The organism is Arthrobacter sp. KNU40 (assembly GCF_051515115.1).
Classification (GTDB): Bacteria; Actinomycetota; Actinomycetes; order Actinomycetales; family Micrococcaceae; genus Arthrobacter.
On the sequence record NZ_CP195850.1, the window covers coordinates 313523 to 338066 of the forward strand.

A 24544-nucleotide genomic window follows, 5' to 3' on the forward strand; every position below is an offset into this window, starting at 1 on the left:
ACCCCCGGCTTCCGCACGGAATCTTTGAGGGGGCTTGAGTGGCAAAAACGAGTGAACGGTCCCAGCGTGGCGGCCACGCAGGAGCCAGCATTGAGGACGTCGCACAGGCCGCGGGTGTTTCCACCGCCACCGTTTCCCGTGCAGTGCGCGGCCTTCCCCGGGTATCTCCTGCAACCCGGGAGAAGATCCTCAGGGTCGCCGGCGAGCTTGGGTATGTGGCGTCGTCGTCCGCTTCGGGACTGGCCACGGGCCGTACCAGGACGATCGGTGTCCTGGCACCTTACGTGGACCGGTGGTTCTTCTTCAAGGCCATCGAGGGCGTGGACCGCGAGCTCCATGCCCGCGGCTACAACCTATCCCTGTTCAACCTGGGCGGGCAGCGCGGAGCGCGGGAACGGCTCTTCAGCAAGACGATGGTCTATAAGCAGATCGATGCGCTCCTGGTCCTTTGCATGTCCCTGACGCCCGAGGAAATCGCAGATCTCCAAAGGATCGAAATCCCCTTGGTCATTGTCGGCGGTCCGGTGGAGGATTGCCCCAGCATCGGCATCGACGATTACGCCGCCTCGGTCGAAGCCACCATGCATCTGTTGAACCTCGGTCACCGGGAGATCGCCCTGCTGCATGGCCAGGACGATTCGGACCTGAACTTCACCGTCCCGCGATTGCGCGTTGATGGCTTCACGGATGCCATGACGAGCGCGGGTTTCTCCATGCCTCCGGAATGGGACATTTTCGGAAACTTCACGGTGGGCAGCGGCCAGGAAGCCTTCGACGAGCTCTGGAGCAAGCCCGGGCCTAAACCGACGGCGATCTTCTGCGCCTCCGATGAAATGGCCATGGGAGCCATGTTGCAGGCGCGGCGCCGTGGCGTTCGTGTACCGGAGGACTTGTCCATCATCGGCATTGACAACCATGAATTCGCCGAGGCCATGGGCCTGACAACCGTGGCGCAGGACCCCGTTGAACAAGGCCAACTGGGCACGCGCATGCTGTTGGACGAATTGGCCGGGGCCGCAGGTTCCGTGCGGTCCATGAAAGCACCCCACCGGCTGATCGTCCGCGAAACCACCGGTCGGCCTCGCCCCAAGGGCTAACTCGCCCCAAGAGCGAGGAAGCACAGAAGCTAGGAAGCCCGGGCCAGCTGCCTGATGGGGATCCAGCGGGAAGCCAGCCTGCGATAAGCCGCGGCCGCTCCTGTCATGTCCCCCTCGGCCAGGCATTCGATGCCGAGCCTGACATCCATGGGCGACTCGTCCGGGTACACCTTGTCCGCCACGGCGCCGTAGTCCAGTTCGACCATTGACTGCACGTGGAACAATTCGAGCCACTCGGTGAGCTGGGTGAGGTCGTCCAGCATGTCCAGGTCCGGGGCGGCGAGGGCAAGGTTGGCTACGGCGAACCGGGCCCGGTCCAAGGCGTCCGTCAGCGAGGCCCAGACCCTGACCGTCAGGATGCGTCCGCCGGATTCCACGACATCCTTACGGTCCGACTCCTGGAACAGCGAGAACCAGCTGAAGGGGATGCCCCAAGTGGAGGCCCGCGTGTGCACGCGTTTCGCGTCGTGGCTGGCGTTGATGCGGTCAATGCGTGCTTGGTGCCGGTCGCGCTGGTCCACGGGGATGAGCAGGTCCGCGAGGGGTCCGTGGATACCTTCCATGAGGGCATTGGCCGCCAATCCTGCCCGGATGACCAGTTGGCTGGGGCAGTAAAGCAGCCGGCCGGCGTCGGGGTCGTTCGGCTCTCCGGAAGGAACCCGCGTAATGCGGACCAAATCGGTGCTGCCGGTGGGGAACGGGTCCCCGCCTTTACGGGTGACCCGTCCGAGGGAAGCGAGCAGCTCGGCAGTTTCGACGGCGGCCCGCGAACCGCTGCGGGTACCGCTCGCCACGAGCTGCTGCCGCTGGTCCTCGGGGAATGCCTCGAGTGGTTCGTAGACGCGCAACGCTGAAGAGAAGGGCAGCCCTGCCTGGCTCCCGTATAGCTTTCCGCTCATCGCGGGCCCGCCTCCTCCGTCATTGTTGTTGCTCAGTCCGTAAGCTCCACGATCACCGGAGCGTGGTCCGAGGCGCCCTTGCCCTTGCGTTCCTCGCGGTCGATCGAGGCCCCGGTGACACGCGCGGCCAGCGCGGGGGAGGCCATGACGAAGTCGATGCGCATGCCTTCCTTCTTGGGGAACCGCAGCTGCGTGTAGTCCCAGTAGGTGTAGACGCCGGGACCCGGGGTGTAAGCGCGCGCGACGTCGGTGAAACCGGCCGCTTCGAACGCCCGGAAGGCCTCGCGCTCAGGTTCGCTGACGTGAGTGAGCGCGTTCGCCCGGAAGTAATCGATGTCCCAGACATCCTCGTCCAGCGGCGCGATGTTCCAGTCGCCCATGAGCGCCACCTGGGTCTCGGGGTTCTCCGTGATCCAGCCGGCGGCGTGGCCCTTGAGGGTGTCCAGCCACTTGAGCTTGTACGGCATGTGTTCGTCGTCCAGGGAACGGCCGTTGGGAACGTACAAGCTCCACACCCGGACCCCGCCACACGTTGCGGCAATCGCACGGGCTTCCTGGACAGGATCCTTGCCGGCTTTTCCGAAGGCGGGCTGGTCAACAAAGGTGCGCTCGACGTCGTCGAGCCCTACACGCGAGGCGATCGCCACGCCGTTCCATTGGCTCAGGCCGAAGTGGGCAACCTCGTAGCCCATGCGTTCGAAGAGCTCCCACGGGAAGTTGTCGTCCTTGCACTTGGTTTCCTGCATGGCGAGGACGTCGCAGTCATTGCGCTGCAGCCATGCCTCGACGCGGTCGGCACGTGCGCGGAGCGAATTCACATTCCAGGTAGCTATCTTCACAGCCACTAACTTACCGAACTTGGGACCTGGCGCATCCCCCCGCAGCAGATTGCTGCCACCGGGCTAGTGGGCGAGCATCACCGAAGAAGAGGCACGCCTGCGTAGTTTGATGCCGGAGGCGATCAACAAAACGCCACTGACCGCGGCATATGTCGCGAGGAGAGCCACCACGCTCAGGAATCCCGCGCCCGGATTGACGAGCACAAAGAGCCCAAACAAAGTGGTGACCAACGCTGTCAACATCCAGATCCACCAAGCCCTGACCGTCGTCCTGGTGTCCATGGCAAGGATGATCTGCGAAATGCCGAGGACCAAGGCCCATGCTCCTATGAGGACGCCCAGTGCTGCGGCGGTGATGCCTGGCCACGAAACGGCCACGATGCCGGTCGCGACGGAGATGAAGCCGCCGATCAGGCTCCAGCGGGAGTGGCGCGCCGGGTCGTAGAAGTGGTGGGCCATATTGGTGAGCCCGTCCGTCATGGCGAAGACGCCGAAGACGTAGACGAGCGCAAACACCGTGGCGACTGGCAGGGAAGCGACAAGGAAGGCCAACAGAAGGGCCAAGGCTCCCCGGAAGATGAGCGCCGTTCCTGAATGCTGGAACAACTTGCGTCCTGCGGTGTCGGACATAGGGTCAGTTTAGACCCGGGGCGGCAGCTGGGGAATGGGCCAGCACGCGTGAGGCCGCCTCTTTCGTTATCGGCGGGTGTAGTGGGCGATGATCACCCCCTTGGTGGTCGTGACGGAGCCGGTGAGCTCGAACTCGGTCAGCGGGGCTGGGCCTTCGAACAGCCGCGTCCCGGTACCCAGGGTGAGCGGGTGGATCAGCAGAGTGAAGTTGTCGATGAGGCCGGCGGCGTGCAGGGAGCGGACCAGCGACGCGCTGCCGATGATCGTCAGATCGTTGCCAGGCTCGGCTTTGAGCTTGGCCACCGTCTCGGCGGCCTCGCCGGACAGCAGGATGGAGTTCTGCCAGGCATCGGCGTTCTCCAGCGTCCTTGACACAACGAACTTGGTCGCTGCGTTCATGTACACGGTGAACGGGTTGTCGTCGGCGCGGGTGCTCCAGGCGGTGATGAAGTCGGTCCAGGTGCGGTGTCCGAACAGCATGTCCGTGCGTTTCGCCATGCCCTTGCCCATCTCACGGCCCATGACCTCGTCGTTGTACCTGCCGCCCCACCCACCGTGGGTGAAGCCACCGCGGGTGTCCTCGTCCGGACGGCCCAGTCCCTGGATGACTCCGTCGAGGGTAATGGACAGCGTGGCATTGATCTGGCGCATGACATGCTCCTTTGCTTCTGCGGACCGCTCTCTGCGGCCCGGTCACCCCCTATACGAATGGCGACCGGCCAAATCGACACCTGCACCCCAATTTTTTCTTCGCCCGCCGTCACGTGGCCCGTCGATCGCCGACCTCCCGGGCACCCTCTTCCTCCCTGGCGGGGTGCCGCTCACGGTGAACGGCGTCTCCGTCGCCGGGATCGGCGTCGGCGGCGCACCGGACGGCGTCCTGGACGAAGCCTGCGCGGCGGCTGGTGCGGCGGTGCTTGCGGCGAAGTAGGGCATTCGAGGGGCTAGACCGACTCCAAAACTGAGACGTAGTTCGCGATGCCTACGCCGCCCATGTTCTGCACGGCTCCGCGGCGGGCGTTGGGCAGTTGCATGGCTCCCGCAGTGCCCGTGAGCTGCATGGCTGCGATGACGTGCTGCGATACGCCCGTTGCGCCGACGGGGTGGCCCTTGGCCTTGAGGCCGCCGGACACGTTGACGGGCAGCCTGCCGTCCTTGTAGACCCAACCTTCCTGAACCGCCCGGGAGCCTTCGCCACGCGGCGTCAGCCCCATGGCCTCGTACATGATCAGTTCGGCGATCGTGAAGCAATCGTGCACTTCGGCGAAGTCCAGTCCGTCGATCCCGACGCCGGCCATCCCCAGCGCGCGCTCCCAGGAGACCCGCGTGGCGGCGAACTCGGTGGGGTCGCGGCGCTCCGCCGGGAAGAAGGCGTTCGCGTGCCCGAAGCCCGCCAACCGCACGGGTTCGGTAGCAGCGCCCGACGCCGGGCCGAGGGAAAGCACGACGGCGGCGGCGCCGTCGGACACGGGAGAGCAGTCGGTGCGGCGCAGCGGTTCGGCAACCATGGGATTCTTCTCGGAAACCGTCCGGCAGAACTCTTCGCCGAAGTCCCTATGCATCTGCGCGAAGGGGTTGTCCATGCCGTTGCGGTGGTTCTTAGCGGCGATGGAACCGAGGATGTCGCCTAGGCCGCCGGCAAATCCACGGCGCTCGAGGCCCGCTCCGTAGCGCTTTTCGTAGTGCTTGGCCACCTCGGCGAACAACCCCGTGAAACCGGTGGTGGAGGCCTTGCCCGCCATTTCGTAAGACGCTCCCAGAAGGGCTGCGCCTACGACGTCGGCTCCGGCGTCGGTCATTTTTTCAGCCCCGATCACCAGGACGTTGCGGGCAGTGCCGGCCAAGACAGACTTCACGCCCTGCTGGAACGCTGCAGAACCGGAAGCGCAGGCGTTCTCCGTCCTCGTAGCCGGCACGTTTGCCAGGTCCTCGGACAGTTGCAGCGCCAGTGAGGACGTGAAGCCAAGGGGCTGCATGCCTGAGTTGAACTGGCCGAGGTAGATTTCGTCGATGTCCCGCGGCTCAAAGCCGGAGTTCCGGATGGCCTCCGCGGACACCTGGACGATCAAGGACTCCAGCGTCTCGTCCGTGAGTTTGCCGAACTTGCTGTGTCCCCATCCGGTGAGGAGGACATCTTTGCCGAACTGCTCTTTCAGGCTCATGCCAGTGTTCCTTCCAATGCAGGAGTGGTTTCCAAGGCGACGTCGAACGCTGCCCCGGTCTTTTCGCGGAGTTCCTCGACGGTGACCCCGGGGGCGAGGCGCGTCAGCGTGAGCTGCCGCCCGCCGTCCGTTTCTTGTGCGTTCCGCACAAGATCGAACACCGCGAGGTCACTGACAATCCGGTCCACCACCCCCAGTCCGGTCAGCGGCAGGGTGCATTCCCGGACGATCTTGGCGCTCCCGTCCTTGGCATTGTGCTCGGTGAGGACCACGACGCGCGGGGTGCCGGCCACCAGGTCCATGGCGCCGCCCATGCCCTTGACCATCTTTCCCGGAATGGTCCAGTTGGCGAGGTCGCCATTGCCGGAAACCTGCATGGCGCCGAGGATGGCAACCTTGACGTGTCCACCGCGGATCATGCCGAAAGACGTTGCCGAGTCGAAGATGCTGCCGCCGGGCAGGACCGTGACGGTCTGCTTGCCGGCGTTGATCAGGTCGGCGTCTTCCTCGCCCTCGTAGGGGAAAGGTCCCATGCCGAGGAGGCCATTCTCGCTTTGCAGAACAACCCGCACGCCGTCGGGCAGGTTGTTGGCAACGAGGGTGGGAATGCCGATCCCGAGGTTGACGTAATCGCCGTCGTTGAGCTCCTGGGCCGCAATGGCGGCCATTTCGTCGCGGGTCCATGCCATGGTGGTTCTCCTTGTCGGGTGGGTGCTTAGCCGGCCAGGGCTTCAGTGCGGGGCCGGACGGTGCGCTGCTCGATGTCCTTGGTCCGGCCGCTCGCCTGGACCAGACGCTGGACGTAGACGCCGGGCGTCACGATGTGGTTCGGATCCAATCCGCCGGGCTTCACGATCACTTCGGCCTCCGCGATAGTCACGATTCCCGCCGTCGCCACGACCGGGTTGAAGTTCCGTGCCGTGTAGCGGTAGATCAGGTTGCCGTCCGTGTCCGCGGTGTGCGCGTGGACCAGTGCGACGTCGGCGACGATCCCGCGCTCGCGGACGTACGTGACGCCGTCGAACTCTTCGAGGGGCTTGCCTTCGGCGACCAGGGTGCCGACGCCGGTCCGCGTGTAGAAGGCGGGGATGCCTGCACCACCGGCGCGGAGGCGCTCGGCCAAGGTGCCCTGGGGAGCGAATTCGACCTCGAGCTGGCCGGAGAGGTACTGCTCGGCGAAGAGCTTGTTCTCGCCCACGTACGAGGCGATGACCTTGCGGACCTGTCCGGCTTCGATGAGGACGCCAAGCCCCTTGCCGTCAATGCCCATGTTGTTGGAGACCACGGTCAGGTCCTTGACGCCCGAATCGCGGACGGCGTCGATCAGGTCCGCGGGGATGCCGCTGAGCCCGAAGCCGCCGACGGCGATCGTCTGGCCGTCGCGCAGGACGTCCTGAAGTGCAACGGCGGCGCTGGGCTGGATTTTGGCCATGGCTTTGTCCTCGTCTTTGAGTAGGATCACTCAGCGGCCATCCACTTTGTGGACACTGGGCTGAGTTAGCGGTCTGAAAAGGAGCTTAGGGCGGCTCTGCGCGGAGGGTCAACGGCCCCACGCGGCCAGTAGGGCTGAACTCGCACAGTGTGGACGCTAGTCTTGGAAGTGTCCACATTGTGGAGGAAATCTTTGGGAAAGAGGTAGTGTTGCCAACTCAGCAGCCGCAAACCGCGCCGGTCCAGGGCGCCCAAGTCGTCGCTCGGGTCGCCGCGCTCCTCCGGCTCGTGGGGCGCAAGCCGGAGGGCATGTCCATCGCTGGCCTGGTCCGCGAGTCCGGACTAACCCGCCCTACGGTGCACCGCTTGCTCGCGTCCCTCGCCGCCGAAGGCCTGCTGGACCACGACCAGCGGACCGGCAACTGGATCCTGGGACCCGAGATCTTCCTGCTGGGGTCGGTGGCGGCTGCGCGGTTCCCGTTTGAGGACTTGGCCCGGCCCAGTCTGCGCCGCCTGGCCGAGGAGAGCGGGGAGAGCGCCTTCTATTCGATCCGTCGTGGCGACGAAACCGTGTGCGTGCTCCGCGAGGAAGGCAGCTTTCCGGTGCGCTCGTTTGTCTTGCACGAGGGCGTCAGGTTCCCGCTCGGCGTAGCGTCGGCTGGCACGGCAATCATGGCCTTCCTGCCGGACGAAGAACAGGAAATGATCCTGTCCGGCTGGGAACGGCATGCGGGGGACTTCGCCGCCGGCCACACCGAGAGTGTGGTGCGCCGGAACCTTGCGCAGACCCGAATGGCCGGGTACTCGGTGAATCCCGGTTTGGTCCTCGAGGGCAGTTGGGGAATGGCGGCTGCCGTCTTCGACCAGCTGGGCCGGCCAATCGGCGCATTGTCTCTCACAGGCATTGAGCCGCGGTTCCGTCCTGAACGCCAGGAATTCCTCGGCAAGTTGCTCATGGAAGAAGCGCACCGCATGAGCCCCGCTTGAGGGGCGCCAAATTAAGTTTTGAAGATCTACCCATCCACCCGGCCCGCACCTCCGAATAGCTGGCATAAGGACTTAGCCCGCAAGGGTGAAGTGCTTTCACGCCGGAATCAACCGGCACCGAATGTCAGTCCGTTTGAAGGAGAAATGTCATGCTTGCTACAAAGCGCACGTCTTTTGCGATCGCCGGCCTCGCCGCTTCCGCCCTGCTGGGCCTCACTGCCTGTGGCGGCTCCGCTTCCACGGCCTCATCGTCGTCGGCCGCTCCGAGCTCGTCGTCCACCATGGCGGCGACCCCCTCCGCCTCGGCAAGCGCCGCGATGGACCCGACCAAAGACCTGGTTGGCCCGGGCTGTGCAGGTTACGCCTCCCAGGTTCCCAGTGGTGCAGGTTCGGTTGCCGGAATGGCTCTCGACCCCGTAGCCGTGGCCGCTTCCAACAACCCGTTGCTCAAGACCCTCACGGCCGCGGTGTCCGGCAAGCTGAACCCCAAGGTGAACCTGGTGGACACGCTTAACGGCAGCCAGTTCACTGTCTTCGCTCCTGTGGACAGCGCCTTCGCCAAGATCCCCGCCGCCACCATCGATACCCTCAAGACGGACGATGCTCTCCTGAGCAAGATCCTCACCTACCACGTCATCCCCGGCCAGCTGACCCCGGACCAGATCGTGGGCACCCACAAGACGGTTGAGGGCGACTCCGTGACAGTTACGGGAACCAAGGACGCTCTCAAGGTTGACGGAGGCTCCGCCGTGATCTGCGGTGGCGTCCACACCGCCAACGCCACGGTGTACCTGGTTGACTCCGTCCTGATGCCCAAGTAAATCTCAGTACCGGCCATGCCCCTTAAGATTCGTCTTAGGGGGCATGACCTTTGCACGAAATCCGAGGGGGATGAGTGAAGCCGTCGATCGTGTGGTTCCGGGACGACCTCCGGGCCGCGGACAACCCGGCACTGCGGGCGGCAGCCGACGACGGTTCCGCCGTCGCGCTCTACGTCCTCGATGAGGAATCACCTGGTATCAGGCCGCTCGGCGGCGCCTCCCGCTGGTGGCTGCATCATTCCCTGCTTGCCCTTCGCGATGACCTTGCCGCCCTGGGTGTTCCGCTTTTGCTGCGCCGCGGACCGGCAACGGAGGTCGTCCGGGAAACCGCGACGGCGGTGGGTTCGGAGTCGCTGTACTGGAACCGCCGCTACGGCAAGCCGGAGCGAATGCTCGACGCCGGCATCAAGACCTGGGCGCGCGAATCCGGGATGCATGCGGAGAGTTTCCAGGCCTCCCTGCTGCACGAGCCGTGGGCTGTGACCACGAAGCAAGGCGGACCCTTCAAGGTCTTCACGCCTTTTTGGCGGACCGTGTCCGGCTTGGATTTCCGTGAACCGCTAGAGGCTCCGGAACCGGGTCGGGGATTCTCCGGCCGGCTCCCTGAGTCCGAGGAATTGGACACGTGGGGATTGCTGCCGCGAAACCCCGACTGGTCGGCCGGATTGTCCGAAAGCTGGCAGCCGGGTTCGGCCCAGGCGCGTGAGCTTCTTGACGACTTCGTGGAGCACGGGCTTGCGGACTATTCGGTGAACCGGGACCGTCCGGACGTGCCGGGCAGCAGCCGGTTGTCGCCCTTTTTGCGGTGGGGGCAACTCAGCCCGTTCGAGGTATGGCATGCCCAGCAACGCCGGCGTCGGGAACTCGGCGACGGTGCGGCTGTCTTCGCCGCGGAACTCGGTTGGCGTGAATTCTGCTGGCACCAGTACTTCCATCATCCGGATCTGGCAACGGCCAATTTGCGGCCCGGGTTCGACCACTATCCGTGGGCTTGGCCGGGTGGTCGGGGTGCCGGCTCGCACGAACCAGCCGCCCAGGAAGCCGCAAATCTCCTTCGCGCGTGGCAGGAGGGCCGCACGGGATTCCCCATGGTTGACGCAGGCCAGCGGCAGTTGTGGCACACAGGATGGATGCACAACCGGGTCCGCATGGTTTCCGCCAGTCTCTTGGTGAAAAACCTTGGAATCCACTGGCAAGTGGGCGAGCAATGGTTCTGGGACACCCTGGTGGATGCCGATCCTGCGTCCAATCCCGCGAACTGGCAGTGGGTAGCCGGTTCCGGTGCGGACGCCTCGCCCTTCTTCAGGATCTTCAATCCGGAGACCCAGGCCAAGAAATTCGATCCCCATGGCGGCTACGTCGGCCAGTGGATCCCGGAACTGTCCACGGCGGACTATCCGGAGCCGGTGGTGGACCTTAAGGCCTCGCGCCGGGAGGCTCTGGATGCCTACGGCAACCTGCCTCGCTGAGCGGGCTCACCTGAGCACCAGCTGGTGTGCTCTAGAAATTAGTAGGAAGTCCGAGTATATTCGGGATCAAAGACGTCCCGGAGCGCAGTTGGACATGTGCCTTCGAGGCCGATGGCGGGCATTCCCCATATGCAAAGGAGCATTCCATGGTGCGCGAACTTTCCCACTACATTGACGGCCAGAGGATCGACGGGACCTCCGGGCGCTTCAGCGATGTCTACGATCCCTGCACCGGCGAGGTCCAGGCAAAGCTCCCCTTGGCCAGCGCCGATGAGGTCAGGAACGCGATCGCGAACGCGGAAAAAGGCCAGCTCGAATGGGCTGCCATGAACCCGCAGCGGCGCGGCCGGATCCTGCTGAAGTTCGTGGACCTCGTCAACGAGAACATGGACGAACTCGCTACGCTGCTCTCTTCCGAGCACGGCAAGACCTTCCCCGATGCCAAGGGTGACATCCAGCGCGGCATCGAGGTGGTGGAGTTCGCCGCAGGTGCGCCGCACCTGCTCAAGGGCGAATTCTCGGACAACGCCGGCACCGGCATCGACGTCCACTCGCTGCGCCAGCCACTCGGCGTCGTCGCGGGCATCACGCCCTTCAACTTCCCGGCGATGATTCCGCTCTGGAAGTCCGGCCCCGCGCTGGCGGCCGGCAATGCCTTCATCCTCAAGCCCTCGGAGCGCGACCCCTCGGTGCCGCTCCGCCTGGCCGAGCTCTTCACCGAGGCTGGATTGCCGAACGGTGTCTTCAACGTCATCAACGGCGACAAGGAGGCCGTTGACGCCCTTCTCGAGGATCCGCGCGTGAAGGCCATCGGCTTTGTCGGTTCCACGCCGATCGCGCAGTACATTTACGCCACGGCAGCGGCCCACGGCAAGCGCGCCCAGTGCTTCGGCGGTGCCAAGAACCACATGGTGATCATGCCCGACGCCGATCTCGACATGGCCGCGGACGCACTCATCGGTGCCGGCTTCGGCTCCGCCGGCGAGCGTTGCATGGCGATCTCGGTGGCCGTACCGGTCGGCCAAGAGACGGCCGACGAACTGGTTTCCAAGTTGCAGGACCGCATCAGGGGACTGAAGGTCGGCCCGAGCCTGGCCAAGGATTCGGACTTCGGCCCGGTGGTGGCGGCCTCGGCGAAAGAACGCATTGAAGGCTACATCCAGGCCGGCGTCGACCAAGGCGCCACGCTCGTCACCGATGGACGCGGCCTCAAGGTCGATGGATACGACGGAGGTTTCTGGGTTGGCCCGACCCTCTTCGACAACGTCACGAAGGACATGTCCATCTACAAGGAGGAGATCTTCGGGCCGGTCCTGAGCGTCCTCCGCGCGTCCGACTACGAAGAAGCGCTGCGGCTCTGCTCCGAGCACGAGTTCGGCAACGGCGTCGCGATCTTCACCCGCGACGGCGACGCCGCCCGCGACTTCGCCAGCCGCGTCGAAGTGGGCATGGTCGGCATCAACGTTCCCATTCCGGTTCCGATCGCCTACTACACCTTCGGCGGCTGGAAGGCCTCCGGCTTCGGCGACCTCAACCAGCACGGTGCGGACGCCTTCCGCTTCTACACCAAGACCAAGACGGTCACCACCCGCTGGCCTTCGGGCATCCGCCAAGGCGCCAGCTTCGTGATGCCGGCCGGCAGCTAATGGCCGAGGTTCTGTTCGAGAAGCGCGGCCACCTCGGCGTCGTCACGCTGAACCGGCCCCAGGCCGTCAACGCACTCACCGCCGGGATGGTGCACGCCATGCTGGAGCAGCTCACCGCGTGGGCGGACGACGACGCGGTCAAAACGGTCTTGGTGCACGGCTCCGGGGACCGCGGACTGTGCGCGGGTGGGGACATCGTGGCGATCTACGACGACATGCTGCGCCACGGGGACCAGACCGCGGACTTCTGGGCTGCGGAATACCGCTTGAACTCGCTCATCGCCCGGTACCCGAAGCCCTACGTGGCCTTCATGGACGGGCTGGTCCTCGGCGGCGGGGTCGGCATCTCGGCCCACGGCTCCGTCCGCGTAGTCACCGAGCGGACCCGTACCGGCATGCCGGAAACCACCATTGGCTTTGTGCCCGACGTCGGCGGAACCCTTCTGCTGTCCTGCTCACCGGGCGAGTCTGGCACCCACGCAGCCCTCACGGGCGCCCACCTGAGCGGGGCCGACGCCTTGTTCCTGGGGCTAGCGGACCACTTCGTCCCGTCCGAAAGCCTGCCCGCGCTTGCGGAAGCGCTGGAGAGCTCGACGGCGGAGGCCGCCGTCGGGCGCTTCGTGCAGGAGCCGCCGGCCTCGGCACTGTCCCGCCAGCGCGATTGGATCGATGAGGCCTATGGGTCCGACGACGCCGAGGAAATCGTCGCAAGGCTGCGGGACGCCGGAGGGGAAGCCGCTGCAGCCGCGGACACCATCGAGGCGAAGTCGCCTACGGCCGTGAAAGTCACCCTGGAATCGTTGCGGCGCGTCGGGGAGCTATCCCTCGAGGAGGCCTTGGAGCAGGAATACCGCGTCGGCGTGCGCTGCCTGGCTGGCCCGGATTTCCGCGAGGGGATCCGCGCCCAAGTGGTGGACAAGGACCGCAACCCACAGTGGAAGCCAGCTTCCCTGGCGGAGGTGTCGCGGGCCGCCGTCGAGGGCTTCTTCGCGCCGCTCGGCGACCGTGAACTCAAACTTCATTCAAAGGAGTCCGACCATGTCTGACGCAGTTTCCGGCACCATCGCTTTCCTCGGCCTTGGCCACATGGGCGGCCCCATGGCCGTAAACCTTGTCAAAGCGGGTCATCAAGTAGTCGCGTACGATCCCGTGCCGGCAGCACTCGAGGCAGCCCGTGAACATGGCATTGCCACGGTGGATTCCGCTCCGGAGGCCCTCGCTGACGCCTCCGTTGTCCTGACCATGCTGCCCAGCGGCAAGCACGTCCTTGACGCCTACCGGGGAGTGGACGGAGCGCCGGGCCTACTCTCGGTGGCTGCGCCGAACACGCTGTTCCTGGACTGCTCCACCATCAATGTCGACGAGGCCCGCGAGGCCGCGGCCATTGCCTTGGAGGCCGGCCACCGCTCCGTGGACGCGCCCGTTTCCGGAGGCGTGGTGGGTGCCGAAGCCGGAACCCTGACCTTCATGGTGGGGGCGCTGCCGGAGGACTTCGAAACGGTGAAGCCGATCCTGGAGCTCATGGGCCGGAGGATCGTGCACTGCGGTGACCACGGAGCCGGCCAGGCCGCCAAGGTCTGCAACAACATGATCCTGGGGGTGTCCATGATTGCCGTCAGCGAGGCATTCGTCCTGGGCGAGAAGCTGGGCCTTACGCACCAAGCGCTGTTCGACGTCGCTTCCAACGCCTCGGGGCAGTGCTGGGCGCTGACCACCAACTGCCCGGTTCCCGGCCCGGTCCCCACGAGCCCGGCCAACCGCGACTACCAACCCGGATTCGCCGGAGCGCTCATGGCGAAGGACCTCCGGCTCGCGGTCAACGCGCTGGAGAGCACAGGAGTCGACGGGCAAATGGGGCACCTGGCATCGCAGATTTACGACGCCTTCGCGGCCGAAGGCGGAGCCGGACGCGACTTCTCCGGCATCATCACGGACATCCGGGACAAGTCCGCCAAGTAGCCTTGGCGGGTAAGTCATTTACGACAAAAGGGGCACGGCTTGGCGCAGCAGTACGAAAACATCCTGGTGGAACTCCGTGGACGCGTGGGCCTGGTGACCCTGAACCGGCCCAAGGCGCTCAACGCGTTGAACCAGGCCACCATGAATGAGATCGTGGCGGCCGTGTCGGACATGGATGCGGATCCCGCCGTGGGGGCCGTGGTGATCACCGGTTCGGAGAAAGCCTTCGCCGCCGGCGCCGACATCAAGGAGATGGCATCCAAGGGGTACATGGAAATGTATGCCGCCGACTGGTTCCGCGCCTGGGAAAACCTCACGCGCCTGCGCATTCCCGTGATTGCCGCGGTGTCCGGCTTTGCCCTCGGTGGGGGCTGCGAACTTGCCATGATGTGCGATTTCATCATTTCCGGGGACAACGCCAAGTTCGGCCAACCTGAAATCAACCTCGGTGTCATTCCGGGCATGGGCGGCTCGCAACGGCTGACCCGGGCCGTGGGCAAGGCCAAGGCAATGGACATGATCCTCACTGGGCGGTTCATGGACGCCGAAGAAGCCGAGCGGGCGGGACTCGTTTCCCGCGTCGTGCCGGCCGACTCCGTGGTGGAGGAGGCGCTGAAAGCCGCCGAGGTGATCTCGTCGAAGTCCAAGCCGGTTGCCATGGTGGCCAAGGAGGCCGTCAACGCAGCCTTCGAAACCGGCCTGTCCCAAGGTGTTTTGTTCGAGCGCCGGATCTTCCACTCATTGTTCGCCACCGAGGACCAAAAAGAAGGCATGGCGGCATTCACCGAGAAGCGCCAGCCGGAGTTCAAGCACCTTTAAGGTTTCGCGGGCCCGAGCTCGACCGGGAATTCTAGCGCATGGCCGTATTGGGACCACCCGCCCGTGAAGAGTCTGCCGTGTCCAAGGCCCGCATATTCCAAGGCCAGAAGATTGTGGCAAGCCGTTACTCCGGACCCGCAATAGCTGATCACGTTCTCGGCCGATGTGATGCCCGCCGTAGCGAAACTGCGCAGCAACTCGGCCTTGCTGCGCAGTTTCCCGTTGGGGTCCAGGTTCTCCCTGCACGGGACGTTCCGCGCGCCGGGCACATGCCCGGGCCTGGGATCGATGGGGTCCTGCCTGCCCTCGAATCGGTCGCGGTTGCGTGCGTCCACGGCGAGGTTTGATTCGATCGAGAGCTCGTGGATCTCCGCCAGGCGGTTCCTGGGCCACGGTTGTGCGGTGAAATCACCTGCGGGCCTCGAAGGATGTTCGGTTTCCAAGGGCCCTTCATAGCTGGCCAACCCGCCATCCAGAATGGCGGAGCTGTGGCCTGTGGCGCGCAGCATCCAGACCAAGCGTGCGGCGATGACTCCGCCGGCGTCGTCGTAAGCCACCACGATGTCGTCGTCGCTGATTCCCACTTCCCGCATCCCAAGGGCAAAATCTTCCGGCGGGGGGAGCGGGTTTCTTCCTTCGAGTGGCGATCCCTTAGCCGAGAGCCAGCGATCCAGGTCGACAAAGACCGCCCCGGGGATGTGCCCGCCGTCGTACGCCGCCCGGCCTGAGCGCCCGTCGAGGTACCAGCGCACATCGGCCAGCACCACGCGGCGACGGTTTTGAGCCAACCAATCGAGATCGACAAAGGGTTCTATCGCTGCACTCTTCATGGCCACAATGCTACGTGCCTGTCTCATTATTTGATACACGAATATCACAATGTGATCATGCGACGAGCGTGTCACACAGCCAAGGGCTTATGGACATCCTTGGTCCGGCGTAGAGTCCAGCTGGTTGTCCAGGAGTTCGTAACGGCGGACGGTTTCGGCGCCGACGCCAATAACGATTTCACAGCCCACGAATTGCACCATTGCTGTCCGGCCGGACCAGCGCCGCGTCGAAGAACGTGCGCTCGAGCCGGACTGCCTCGGCGAACGTCCCGGCCACGCGGGCACGGTCTTCGGCGGAGACGGGCTCGACGGCGTCGAACTCCGCCCGCAACCACTCAACCCACGTGTTGTACTCGGGGTTGTTGTGCAGGCGGATCCACTCCGAATGCTTTGCTGCTGACGGCCATGGAGCGGGGTCGCCGGCCCGGGATGCCCAGTCGCCGTACAGCCATTCCGCCACCAGTACCACGGCCAACACGTCCGCGTAGGAGCGCGTGGCGATAGCGCTCCGCATGAGGGCATCGAAGTCACGGGTCGCAGGACCCAGTGAAGGCGCTATCCGGTCGGCCTCAGGTACGGATAATTCCTCAAAGCAATCCTGGAAGTACGTGTTCTCGTCCGAGGCGAAAGCCCCGAGCACCCGTGCGAACACGAGTCGAGAAGGAAGCGACGGTGCTGAGGCAACCGCCTGGCCTAGGAGCGCTGTGAACGCATCGCAGAACTGGTAATCCTGCACGAGGTAGCGGCGCAGGTCGTCATCGGGAAGGCTCCCGCCGAAGAGCTGATCCACGAACGGATGGTTGACCGCTGCGTCCCAATCTGCGGCGCAGTTGCTCCTTAGTAGTTCGGCAAAGCCCACGGTGTTCCTCCTGGAAGTTCAGAACCGCAGCCTAGCAGCCGGCGCCGGCAGGCAAGCCTGGATGACGCACATGATCGACGATTACGCGTTAGCCGTCCGTAAAGTCGCCCGCGGCCTTGCGGAAGTCTCCCAGTACGCGGATCAGGTGCTCGACGTCTTCCTCCCCGAAGCCGGACTGGCCGAACACCTCGTTGTTGAGTGCCGTCGTCGCGCGCTTCGCGAGGGTGCGGCCCTCCGCGGTGAGCTCGATCAGCGTGGTGCGCCCGTCGGTTGGGTGCGGCGAGCGGACCACGAGGGCTGCCTTTTCAAGGCGGTCGACGGCGTTCGTCACCGACGTCGGATGCACTTGGAGCAGCGCGCTGGCTTTGTTCATGGGCAGAGCGCCGCTGCGGGCGAAACTCAGCAAGGCCAAGAGTTCGTAGCGCGCGAAGGTCAGGCCGTACGGCTTCAGCACGCCCTCGATCCGCGCCAGCAGGATCTGCTGCGTGCGCATGATCGCGGTGATGGCGGCCATGGGCGCGGCGACTTGGCCCCAGCCGTGGCGTTCCCAGTTTCGCTGGGCGTCGGCGATGGGGTCGCGGGGGAGCGGGCTGCCCACGGTTCCTCCTGACATTTGCTTGGCTGCCTATTCTTTCAGACTCGGGAACTCGTCCTCGGTGTACTCGACACCCAGGCCGGCAGGCAGCGGACCGTCGCCGTGACGGGCCACCTCCGTACCTCGAAGTTCGACACGGCGGATCTTGCCGGAAATCGTCTTGGGCAATTCGCCGAATTCGAGTCGACGGATGCGCTTGAACGGCGCCAGGTGCTGCCTGCAGTACCTGAGGATGTCCTCGGCCACGGCCGGACCGGGCTCGTAGCCGGCGGCGAGCACCACGAAGGCTTTCGGCACCGAAAGCTTGACCGGATCCGGAGAGGGCACGACGGCGGCCTCCGCCACTGCGGGGTGTTCGATCAGCACGCTTTCGAGTTCGAAAGGGGACAAACGGTAGTCGGAGGACTTGAAGACATCGTCGCCCCGGCCCACGTAGGTGATAACGCCGTTCCCGTCCCGGCTGGCCATGTCGCCCGTGTGGTAATAACCGTCACGGAAAGCCTCGGCCGTCTTTTCCGGGTCGCCGAAGTAGGACTTCATGAGCCCCACCGGGCGAGGGTCCAAGCGCAAGCACAGCTCGCCGTCGTCGGCCTCTTCACCTGTGGTTGGGTCTACGAGTACGACGTCGTAGCCCGGCAGGGGCCGTCCCATCGAGCCGGTCTTGACCGGTTGCCCGGGAGTGTTGGCGACCTGCACGGTTGACTCCGTCTGGCCGAAGCCGTCGCGTATGGTCTGGCCCCAGGCCCTCTCCACTTGCCCGATCACCTCGGCATTGAGGGGTTCGCCCGCCGAAACAACCTTCGTGGGCGGCGTTTTGAGCAGGGTCAGGTCCGCCTGGATGAGCATGCGCCATACGGTGGGCGGGGCGCAGAAGCTCGTAACGCCTTCCCGGCCCATCTGTTCCATGAGGGCCTTGGCATCGAAACGATCGTAGTTGTAGACGAAGACGCAGGCCTCGGCGATCCACGGCGTGAAAACGTTGGACCACGCGTGCTTGGCCCAGCCGGGAGAAGCCACGTTGAGGTGGACGTCTCCGGGTTCCAGGCCGATCCAGTACATCGTGGAGAGGTGTCCCACGGGGTACGAGGTGTGGGTATGCTCCACCAGTTTGGCGCGCGACGTGGTGCCCGAAGTGAAGTAGAGGAGCATGGTCTCGTCGGCGGCGGTGGGGGCGTCCGGGACGAACGTCGTCTCGGCGGAATCCGCTTCGGCGTACTGAAGGGCGCTCTTGTTCTGGTGGCCAGCCGTGGCGCCGTCGCCCACTTCAATGAGGGTGTAATCGCCCGGCACCTCTGCGAACTTGGCTATGTTGGCGCTCCCGACGGCGGCCCAGCGGGCGCCGCCGCGCTCCACGCGATCCGTGATGTCGCGAGGACCCATGAGCGTGGTGGTGGGGATCAGGACCACGCCGAGTTTGATCCCGGCGAGCATGAGTTCCCACAGTTCAACTTGGTTGCCGAGCATGATGATCATGCGGTCGCCACGGCGGACGCCCCTGGTACGGAGCCAGTTGGCAAGCTGCGAGGATCGTGCGGAGAGATCGGCGAAGCTGCGACGGGTGGAGCTGCCGTCCTGCTCGACGATGACCAGCGCAGGGTTGTTCGCCGTTGCGGCGTGGGCCGCGATCTGGTCGAACCAGTCGAGGGCGAAGTTGAACTCGTTGAAGCGGGGCCACTGGAATTCGCCGTGTGCGCGGGAGTAGTCAGTGCGCAGCTCGAGGAGCCGGTCGCGGGCTGCACGGAAGTCGTCGGTGACTGTCATTGTCTGCCTTTCGCCCTGCGTGAATGGGGTCAGTGCGGACCGGGAACCAGCTGGCCGTGTGATCCGCCTCACTGCAATATACTAGGACATCCAAGGGTTTGGAAGGGGCGGTGGGGGCTTCGTCCCGTCACGACGGGCAGACTTTTGCGGAATCACGAAGGCGGCGCCCCCGCCACGGCGCGGTAGACCGCCGTCGTGCGCTGCAAAAGTTGCTCAGCGTGACGGCGGCGCCCTGGCTTACGAGGCTACTTCCACCACGTGTCGAAAATCGTGACTGGAACAGTGCGCTTGTGGCGCGTGCGCAGGTACTTCTGCTCGATGGTCTCTGCCACCTCGTCGGAGACCTCCCGGCCTTCGAGGTAGTCGTCGATCTGGTCGTACGTGATGCCGAGCTCGTCCTCGTCGGTGCGGCCGGGCTTGCCGTCCAGGAGGTCGGCCGTGGGGACCTTGTCCCAAATGCGGGACGGGGCGCCGAGCTCGGCGAGGAGTGCGCGGTTCTGCCGTTTGTTGAGGCCGAAGAGCGGCAGGATGTCCGCGCCGCCGTCGCCGAACTTGGTGAAGAATCCGGTGACGGATTCAGCTCCGTGGTCGGTGCCGATCACTAGGTAGTTGTGCTCGCCGGCTAGCGCGTACTGGGCGGTCATACGGGCCCGGGCCTTCGTGTTGCCCTTGTGGAAATCCGAGATGCGCGCGCCCGTGGTCTTCTCGAACTCGTCCTCGAAACCGTCCACTGCGCGGGAGATGTTGAAAGTCCATTCCGTCTTGGCCTGGATAAAGTCGAGCGCGGCCTGGGCGTCGTCCTCATCGTGCTGGGTGCCATAGGGGAGCCGGACGGCCACGAAATTCGCCTCCACGCCCTCGGCCTCAAGCTCTTGGACAGCCAGTTGGGCAAGCCGCCCGGCGAGGGAAGAGTCCAGTCCGCCGGAAATGCCCAGGACAAAGCCCTTGGTGTGCGTGGCTTTGAGGTATTCCTTCAGGAACGTGACGCGTTTGCGGACCTCCTCGGCAGGGTCGATCCGGGGCTGGACGCCCATTTCCGCAATGATCGTGGCCTGGAGTGTGCGCATGTCCCCAACACTAGTAACCAGCACTTGAAACACTCAACTGTGTCACTTCCCGTGTTGTGGCCCGGAACGCCGGTCCCCACCCAACTAGCTCGCATTTGTTGTCGTTATGAGGCTCCAAAACGACAACAACTGCGAGTCAGTTGGGCGGCCCGGGCTGGTTCAGTTGGGCGGCACGGAGCCCATTCAGCGCACCGGCGCCGTGCCCGTCGATGCCCGGACCGTGAGGTGCGTGGGCATGACGGCCAAGCGCCGGCTGGTGCCGCCGTATTGGGGATTCAGCCGGGACAGGAGCATGGAGACGGCCACGCGCCCGGCTTGTTCGATGGGCGACGCCATGGTGGTCAGCGGAGGGTTGCAGAAATCGGCTCCGAAGATGTCGTCGCAGCCCACAATGCTCATGTCGTCGGGCACCCGGATACCGCGTTCGCGCAGGCGCTGCAGCATCCCGATGGCCAGTAGGTCATTGAAGACGATGCACGCGGTGGCCCCCGTATGCACTGCGGCGTCCGCTGCGGCCGCTCCGGATGTGGTCTTGGGCGCGAACGGCCCGACGCTGAATGTGGTCAGCTTCCGTTCGGTGGTTTCGTCCTGGAACGCTTGCCACCGCTTGGCATTGGACCAGGAAGTGGCCGGGCCTCCGACGAAGCAAATCCGTGTGTGCCCCAGCGAGACCAGATGTTCCAGCGCCTGGATGATGGCCGACGGCGTATCGATCACCACAGTGGGTGCAATTGCCGGAGCCCGGTTGATGGTGACCAGGGGCTGCTGTGCCGCAGCCTCGGCCAGTTGTGCATCCGTCAGGCGGGACGCGGCAAGAATGAATCCGTCTGCTGAGCGGCGCATTTTCTGCAGGGCATCTGCTTCCATCTCCGCTGATTCCTCGGTGTCTACGAGCAATTGCGTGTATCCGGCGGCCTTCAACTGATGCTGCGCCCCACGGATGATGTCGAAGTAGAACGGATTGGTGATGTCCGGAACCAGGACGGCAACAGTCTGGGTGCGTCCGGAGCTGAGCCCGCGGGCCTGGGAGCTTGGAATGTAATTCAGTTGCGCGGCCGCTTCTTCGATCCGCTCGCGCGTTACCCGGTTCACCCTGCCGGGATTGCTCAGGGCCCTCGAGACTGTTGATGTTGCCACTCCCGCAAGCTCCGCGACATCGCGGATCGTGGGCTGCCTGCCCGGTGACTCGAGCTGGAGTTCTGCCATCGCCTAGGTGTTCCTCATCTGCCGCAGCCGCTCTTCAACGAGTGACTTGTCCCACAATTGCAGCACCGATGACAATTTTTGGCAATCGCTTGTCATCGCTGTTGCGCTTGCCTAGACTCGGAGAAATCACCCGATGTGACGCGCACCACGCCAATGAGGCCATCGGGCTCCAGGGAGGAAAACAATGAAGTTTGCATCGTCCGCCAAATTTGCCGCTGTTGCCCTAACAGCAGCCCTAGCTTTGACCGCCTGCGGAGGCGGCAGCACCAGCTCCGGGGGGAGCACCGGCCCCGTTGACGGAAAGGGCAAGAAGTTGAGCGTCCTGGTCAACTCCAGCGCCGCCTATCCCGCCCAGCAGAAGCAATGGTTCACCGACATTGCGGCCAAGTTCAAGGCGCAGACCGGTGCCGACGTCCAATTCGAAACCTTCGCTTCGGCCAACGATGAACTGACCCGCATCCAGACGTCCGTCGTCTCCGGACAGGGACCCGACGTCTACAGCCTCGGTACCACCTTCACGCCCACCGCTTATGCAACCAAGGCCTTCGTGACGTTGTCCGACGACGACTGGAAGAAAGTAGGCGGGAAAGACAGGTTCAACCAGGCTGCCCTGGGAATTTCCGGCCCGGACGCCCAGCACCAAGCGGGCATTCCCTTTGTCAGCCGGCCGTTCGTGATGGCCTACAACAAGGACATCTTGAAAGCGGCCGGGATCGACAAGCCCGCCACCAGCTGGGACGAGCTTGCAACCCAGGCCAAGAAGATGACTGACCCGTCCACGGGCACCTTCGGCCTCGCCACGGGGTACAAGGACAGCTTTGACCCCTGGAAGTTCATCTGGGCCATGTCCGTCCAGGCAGGAAACCCGCTCGTGGACGGCAAAACGCTCAAGCTTGATGACCCGGCCGTCAAGAAAGCCTATGAAACCTACTTTGGCTGGCTTACCAAGGACAAGGTAGTCGATCCGGCTTCCATCGGGTGGAGCAACAGCAATGCCGTTGCCGCCTTTGCCTCGGGCAAGGCTGGATACCTCATGATGACGACATCGAGTTCCCTCCCGACTCTCGACAAGTCGGCGGTCGCGGGAAAGTACGCCTACACGGCCATGCCGACGACGGCCCCGGGCCAGTCGTCTCCGCAGGGCGATGCCGCGAATGCGGCCAGCATCCTGTCCGGTGACAACGTGGTTGTTGCCGACTACTCGAAGCAGAAGGACCTTGCCTTCGCTTACGTCAACCTGATCACCTCGAAGGACGAGCAGTTGAACTACCAGAAGATCTTCGGAGACCTGCCGGCCAACGCCGAAGCCCTGAAGGCTTTGAACAACCCTGTCCTCCAACCGGTTGCCGACACCGCAGCGAAGTCCAAGGCAACGCCTTTCACCGGAGCTTGGGGCGACATCCAGCTCGCTCTCCTCAACGTAGTGGTCCAGTCGATCCCCGATCTCTCCAAGGGTTCGGTGGACGACTCCAGCCTCCAGGCGCGCCTCAAGGACGCACAATCCAAGGGCCAGGCCTCACTTGACCGGGCATCGAAGTAAGTAGGAACTGACATGTCCACCGATTCATTGACTGCGGGGAAGTCCGCGCGCCGCAAATCGTCACGCGCTGCAAAGCCGGACCCGCAGTCGCCGGACAACACGCCCCGGCGCCGCAAGGGGCTGAGCGAACGTAACCGCCCCTTGTGGATGCTGATTCCAGGCGGCCTGCTGATGGTGATCATCATCGTAGTGCCGCTCCTCCTCGGCATCTTCATGTCGGGGCTGGACCTGGACCAGTATTCGCTGCGCCAGTGGGTCAGCGCTCCGTTCATCGGAGTCCAGAACTTCGTCGAAGCGCTGACCGCATCGCCTTTGCTCCACGCCATCTGGCTCAGCGTCAGCTACTCCTTGCTCGCCATGGTTATCACTATCCCGCTCGGCATCGCCGGCGCCGTCGCGACCCAGAACGCCTTCAAGGGCCGGGCCGTGATCCGTTCCATCTTCCTGGTCCCCTACGTCCTTCCCTCCTTCGTGGTGGCCACGGTGTGGCGGACGATGTTCCAGCCGGGCAGCGTGATCGATTCGGCGCTGCATTCGGTAGGCATCGACCCCGGACTGTGGCTCAACGGTCCCCAGTCTTATTGGACCTTGATCCTGGTCCAGATCTGGGCATCGTGGCCGTTCGTCTACCTACTGGCATTGTCCGGGCTCCAGTCAGTGGACCATGAGGTCCACGAGGCCTCGGCCCTTGACGGTGCGCTGTGGTGGAACAAGCTCCGCTATGTGGTCTTCCCGTACCTGAAGGGCCCGCTCTCCTTGGCGTTCCTGATCGGCATGCTGCACCACATCAACAACTTCACCTTGCCGTTCGTCCTGTTCGGGGTACCTGCTCCGTCCGATGTGGAGCTGCTCCCGATCCTCACCTACGTCACGAGCTTCCAGAGCTTCAGGTTCGGGCTCAGCGCAGCCATGGCCTTCATTTCGCTGATCCTGATCGCGATTCCCCTGTTCGTCTATCTGCGGGCCGTCAAACTCGACGACGCCGAAACTCCCGGAGGCAAAAAGTGAGCACCGCAACTACCGCCGTCGGACGCCAATCGAGCGAACACTTCCGCCCGGGCTCCAAACGCCAGCACGAAGTCACCAAACTCTTGCCAGGGCCCATGCTCGCCATCATCCTGACACTGTTGTGTGCCCTGGTGCTCATCCCGGTGGCGTACATCTTCCTCGCGTCCGTGAACTCGGACATCGGCGTGGCCCGGGGCGAGTTCTTCCCGTCCAGCTTCTCCTTTGAGAACTACTCGACGATCTGGACGAGCGTTGGACTGGCTACTGGCTTGGCGAACAGCGTGCTCGTGGCCGGTTCCACCGCGGTGGTCTCCGCGCTGATGTCGATCGCCACCGCCTACGTCCTGGTCCGGTACCAGTTCCGCGGCCGTCTGACGATCCTTCGCGGGCTCCTCGGACTCCAGTCGGTTCCCGGCACCCTCATGGTGCTTCCGGTCTTCGTGCTGTTCTCTTCTTCCGCCACCTACCTGGGCATCCAGGTCATCGGCACGCAGTGGGGCTTGTTTATCACCTATCTGACGTTCGCGATGCCGTTCTCCACCTGGGTGATGGTCACCTATCTGCGCGGCCTGCCGCGCGAACTCGAAGAGGCGGCAAGGATCGACGGCGCCAGCAACCTGGGCGTGCTGGTGCGGATTATCCTTCCGCTGAGCTGGCCCGGCGTCGTCGTCTCCGGTATTTTCGCCTTCCTGCTCGGCTGGAACGACGTCCTGTTCGCCTCAGTCATGACGCGGCCCGAAAGCCAGACGGCCGCCGTCGCGCTTCAAGTCTTCGGTGCTTCGCAAGAAGGCGGCGCGATTCCCTTCTACGGCCAGATGATGGCAGCCTCCCTTGTGTGTGCTGCCCCGGTGGTCATCCTGTACCTCATTTTCCAGCGTTACCTAGTGGGCGGCCTGACCGCCGGAGGAGTCAAGTAACT

General features: G+C 64.5%; 24 protein-coding genes and 1 pseudogene. 12 read left to right on the forward strand and 13 right to left on the reverse strand.

Features of this window, described 5'->3' with window-relative positions; genetic code table 11:
• Window positions 1-38: 38 nt before the first annotated feature.
• Window positions 39-1097, forward strand: coding sequence for a LacI family DNA-binding transcriptional regulator (locus ACSKT0_RS01540; protein WP_437772200.1), 1059 nt, complete (start codon window positions 39-41; stop codon window positions 1095-1097).
• Between the two features lie 29 nt (window positions 1098-1126).
• Here the strand turns inward: ACSKT0_RS01540 and ACSKT0_RS01545 are convergent, their stop codons facing one another.
• The 4 genes from ACSKT0_RS01545 to ACSKT0_RS01560 all read right to left on the reverse strand — a co-directional run bounded on the left by ACSKT0_RS01545 (window position 1127) and on the right by ACSKT0_RS01560 (window position 4116).
• Window positions 1127-1996, reverse strand: a complete 870-nt coding sequence (locus ACSKT0_RS01545; RefSeq protein WP_437772201.1) for a hypothetical protein — start codon at window positions 1994-1996, stop codon at window positions 1127-1129.
• Window positions 1997-2028: 32 nt separating this feature from the next.
• Window positions 2029-2835, reverse strand: coding sequence for an exodeoxyribonuclease III (locus tag ACSKT0_RS01550; protein WP_437772202.1), 807 nt, complete (start codon window positions 2833-2835; stop codon window positions 2029-2031).
• Between the two features lie 63 nt (window positions 2836-2898).
• On the reverse strand, window positions 2899-3465 hold the full coding sequence (locus ACSKT0_RS01555) for an HdeD family acid-resistance protein (protein WP_437772203.1): 567 nt from the start codon (window positions 3463-3465) through the stop codon (window positions 2899-2901).
• A gap of 66 nt (window positions 3466-3531) precedes the next feature.
• Entirely contained in the window at window positions 3532-4116 is a 585-nt protein-coding gene (locus tag ACSKT0_RS01560) for a dihydrofolate reductase family protein (RefSeq protein ID WP_437772204.1), read from the reverse strand.
• A 109-nt stretch (window positions 4117-4225) separates the two neighbouring features.
• Here ACSKT0_RS01560 and ACSKT0_RS01565 point away from each other — a divergent pair.
• Window positions 4226-4396 (forward strand): annotated as a pseudogene (locus ACSKT0_RS01565) (heme-binding protein); the annotation flags it as partial.
• Window positions 4397-4409: 13 nt separating this feature from the next.
• Here the strand turns inward: ACSKT0_RS01565 and ACSKT0_RS01570 are convergent.
• Genes ACSKT0_RS01570 through ACSKT0_RS01580 form a run of 3 tightly spaced genes read right to left on the reverse strand, consistent with a single transcriptional unit; the run spans window position 4410 to window position 7059 of the window.
• Window positions 4410-5627: an acetyl-CoA acetyltransferase gene (locus ACSKT0_RS01570; protein WP_437772205.1), complete on the reverse strand. Its 1218-nt coding sequence runs from the start codon at window positions 5625-5627 to the stop codon at window positions 4410-4412.
• A complete protein-coding gene (locus ACSKT0_RS01575) occupies window positions 5624-6316 on the reverse strand; it encodes a CoA transferase subunit B (RefSeq protein WP_437772206.1) in 693 nt (230 codons plus the stop codon). The genes ACSKT0_RS01570 and ACSKT0_RS01575 overlap by 4 nt, the downstream gene beginning before the upstream one ends.
• 26 nt (window positions 6317-6342) lie before the next feature.
• Window positions 6343-7059 carry a CoA transferase subunit A gene (locus ACSKT0_RS01580; RefSeq protein ID WP_437773945.1) on the reverse strand — a complete coding sequence of 239 codons (717 nt, stop codon included), beginning with the start codon at window positions 7057-7059 and terminating at the stop codon, window positions 6343-6345.
• Window positions 7060-7268: 209 nt separating this feature from the next.
• On the opposite strand from ACSKT0_RS01580, the gene ACSKT0_RS01585 reads away from it, so the two are divergent.
• The 7 genes from ACSKT0_RS01585 to ACSKT0_RS01615 all read left to right on the forward strand — a co-directional run bounded on the left by ACSKT0_RS01585 (window position 7269) and on the right by ACSKT0_RS01615 (window position 14759).
• Complete coding sequence (locus ACSKT0_RS01585) at window positions 7269-8045, forward strand: IclR family transcriptional regulator (RefSeq protein ID WP_437772207.1); 777 nt, start codon at window positions 7269-7271, stop codon at window positions 8043-8045.
• Between the two features lie 149 nt (window positions 8046-8194).
• Window positions 8195-8866 carry a fasciclin domain-containing protein gene (locus ACSKT0_RS01590; protein ID WP_437772208.1) on the forward strand — a complete coding sequence of 224 codons (672 nt, stop codon included), beginning with the start codon at window positions 8195-8197 and terminating at the stop codon, window positions 8864-8866.
• Window positions 8867-8940: 74 nt separating this feature from the next.
• Window positions 8941-10335, forward strand: a complete 1395-nt coding sequence (locus ACSKT0_RS01595) for a cryptochrome/photolyase family protein (RefSeq protein ID WP_437772209.1) — start codon at window positions 8941-8943, stop codon at window positions 10333-10335.
• Between the two features lie 146 nt (window positions 10336-10481).
• Window positions 10482-11981 carry a CoA-acylating methylmalonate-semialdehyde dehydrogenase gene (locus tag ACSKT0_RS01600; RefSeq protein ID WP_437772210.1) on the forward strand — a complete coding sequence of 500 codons (1500 nt, stop codon included), beginning with the start codon at window positions 10482-10484 and terminating at the stop codon, window positions 11979-11981.
• A complete protein-coding gene (locus ACSKT0_RS01605) occupies window positions 11981-13027 on the forward strand; it encodes an enoyl-CoA hydratase/isomerase family protein (protein ID WP_437772211.1) in 1047 nt (348 codons plus the stop codon). Before ACSKT0_RS01600 ends, ACSKT0_RS01605 begins: the two co-directional genes overlap by 1 nt.
• Window positions 13020-13940, forward strand: coding sequence for a 3-hydroxyisobutyrate dehydrogenase (gene mmsB / locus ACSKT0_RS01610; protein ID WP_437772212.1), 921 nt, complete (start codon window positions 13020-13022; stop codon window positions 13938-13940). The genes ACSKT0_RS01605 and mmsB overlap by 8 nt, the downstream gene beginning before the upstream one ends.
• Window positions 13941-13979: 39 nt before the next feature.
• Entirely contained in the window at window positions 13980-14759 is a 780-nt protein-coding gene (locus tag ACSKT0_RS01615) for an enoyl-CoA hydratase (protein ID WP_437772213.1), read from the forward strand.
• Here ACSKT0_RS01615 and ACSKT0_RS01620 read toward each other — a convergent pair.
• From ACSKT0_RS01620 to ACSKT0_RS01645, 6 genes are all read right to left on the reverse strand, one after another.
• Complete coding sequence (locus ACSKT0_RS01620) at window positions 14756-15589, reverse strand: sulfurtransferase (RefSeq protein ID WP_437772214.1); 834 nt, start codon at window positions 15587-15589, stop codon at window positions 14756-14758. The two genes, ACSKT0_RS01615 and ACSKT0_RS01620, sit on opposite strands and share 4 nt — an antisense overlap.
• Before the next feature lie 178 nt (window positions 15590-15767).
• The gene (locus ACSKT0_RS01625; RefSeq protein ID WP_437772215.1) at window positions 15768-16448 is read right to left on the reverse strand and encodes a TenA family protein; all 681 of its coding nucleotides are present in this window, start codon (window positions 16446-16448) and stop codon (window positions 15768-15770) included.
• Window positions 16449-16536: 88 nt separating this feature from the next.
• Window positions 16537-17046: a MarR family winged helix-turn-helix transcriptional regulator gene (locus tag ACSKT0_RS01630; protein ID WP_437772216.1), complete on the reverse strand. Its 510-nt coding sequence runs from the start codon at window positions 17044-17046 to the stop codon at window positions 16537-16539.
• A 27-nt stretch (window positions 17047-17073) separates the two neighbouring features.
• Window positions 17074-18804, reverse strand: a complete 1731-nt coding sequence (locus ACSKT0_RS01635) for an AMP-binding protein (RefSeq protein ID WP_437772217.1) — start codon at window positions 18802-18804, stop codon at window positions 17074-17076.
• Between the two features lie 245 nt (window positions 18805-19049).
• Window positions 19050-19871: an ammonia-dependent NAD(+) synthetase gene (gene nadE / locus ACSKT0_RS01640; protein WP_437772218.1), complete on the reverse strand. Its 822-nt coding sequence runs from the start codon at window positions 19869-19871 to the stop codon at window positions 19050-19052.
• Window positions 19872-20054: 183 nt separating this feature from the next.
• Window positions 20055-21077 carry a LacI family DNA-binding transcriptional regulator gene (locus tag ACSKT0_RS01645; protein WP_437772219.1) on the reverse strand — a complete coding sequence of 341 codons (1023 nt, stop codon included), beginning with the start codon at window positions 21075-21077 and terminating at the stop codon, window positions 20055-20057.
• A 184-nt stretch (window positions 21078-21261) separates the two neighbouring features.
• Here ACSKT0_RS01645 and ACSKT0_RS01650 point away from each other — a divergent pair, with 184 nt between their 5' ends.
• The 3 genes from ACSKT0_RS01650 (at window position 21262) to ACSKT0_RS01660 (ending at window position 24542) form a co-directional block, all read left to right on the forward strand.
• Window positions 21262-22617, forward strand: coding sequence for an ABC transporter substrate-binding protein (locus ACSKT0_RS01650; RefSeq protein ID WP_437772220.1), 1356 nt, complete (start codon window positions 21262-21264; stop codon window positions 22615-22617).
• Between the two features lie 12 nt (window positions 22618-22629).
• On the forward strand, window positions 22630-23625 hold the full coding sequence (locus ACSKT0_RS01655) for a carbohydrate ABC transporter permease (RefSeq protein ID WP_437772221.1): 996 nt from the start codon (window positions 22630-22632) through the stop codon (window positions 23623-23625).
• Between the two features lie 95 nt (window positions 23626-23720).
• Window positions 23721-24542, forward strand: coding sequence for a carbohydrate ABC transporter permease (locus tag ACSKT0_RS01660; RefSeq protein ID WP_437773946.1), 822 nt, complete (start codon window positions 23721-23723; stop codon window positions 24540-24542).
• The last annotated feature ends 2 nt before the right edge of the window (window positions 24543-24544 follow it).

Excerpts from the sequence above, each read along its gene's own strand:
- ACSKT0_RS01570 (WP_437772205.1), bottom strand. The coding sequence starts at position 5,627 with ATGAGCCTGAAAGAGCAGTTCGGCAAAGATGTCCTCCTCACCGGATGG.
- nadE (WP_437772218.1), bottom strand. The coding sequence starts at position 19,871 with ATGCGCACACTCCAGGCCACGATCATTGCGGAAATGGGCGTCCAGCCC.
- ACSKT0_RS01580 (WP_437773945.1), bottom strand. The coding sequence starts at position 7,059 with ATGGCCAAAATCCAGCCCAGCGCCGCCGTTGCACTTCAGGACGTCCTG.
- ACSKT0_RS01635 (WP_437772217.1), bottom strand. The coding sequence starts at position 18,804 with ATGACAGTCACCGACGACTTCCGTGCAGCCCGCGACCGGCTCCTCGAG.
- ACSKT0_RS01545 (WP_437772201.1), bottom strand. The coding sequence starts at position 1,996 with ATGAGCGGAAAGCTATACGGGAGCCAGGCAGGGCTGCCCTTCTCTTCA.
- ACSKT0_RS01605 (WP_437772211.1), top strand. The coding sequence starts at position 11,981 with ATGGCCGAGGTTCTGTTCGAGAAGCGCGGCCACCTCGGCGTCGTCACG.
- ACSKT0_RS01600 (WP_437772210.1), top strand. The coding sequence starts at position 10,482 with ATGGTGCGCGAACTTTCCCACTACATTGACGGCCAGAGGATCGACGGG.
- ACSKT0_RS01555 (WP_437772203.1), bottom strand. The coding sequence starts at position 3,465 with ATGTCCGACACCGCAGGACGCAAGTTGTTCCAGCATTCAGGAACGGCG.
- ACSKT0_RS01650 (WP_437772220.1), top strand. The coding sequence starts at position 21,262 with ATGAAGTTTGCATCGTCCGCCAAATTTGCCGCTGTTGCCCTAACAGCA.
- ACSKT0_RS01560 (WP_437772204.1), bottom strand. The coding sequence starts at position 4,116 with ATGCGCCAGATCAATGCCACGCTGTCCATTACCCTCGACGGAGTCATC.
- mmsB (WP_437772212.1), top strand. The coding sequence starts at position 13,020 with ATGTCTGACGCAGTTTCCGGCACCATCGCTTTCCTCGGCCTTGGCCAC.
- ACSKT0_RS01620 (WP_437772214.1), bottom strand. The coding sequence starts at position 15,589 with ATGAAGAGTGCAGCGATAGAACCCTTTGTCGATCTCGATTGGTTGGCT.
- ACSKT0_RS01645 (WP_437772219.1), bottom strand. The coding sequence starts at position 21,077 with ATGGCAGAACTCCAGCTCGAGTCACCGGGCAGGCAGCCCACGATCCGC.
- ACSKT0_RS01575 (WP_437772206.1), bottom strand. The coding sequence starts at position 6,316 with ATGGCATGGACCCGCGACGAAATGGCCGCCATTGCGGCCCAGGAGCTC.
- ACSKT0_RS01590 (WP_437772208.1), top strand. The coding sequence starts at position 8,195 with ATGCTTGCTACAAAGCGCACGTCTTTTGCGATCGCCGGCCTCGCCGCT.
- ACSKT0_RS01655 (WP_437772221.1), top strand. The coding sequence starts at position 22,630 with ATGTCCACCGATTCATTGACTGCGGGGAAGTCCGCGCGCCGCAAATCG.
- ACSKT0_RS01660 (WP_437773946.1), top strand. The coding sequence starts at position 23,721 with ATGCTCGCCATCATCCTGACACTGTTGTGTGCCCTGGTGCTCATCCCG.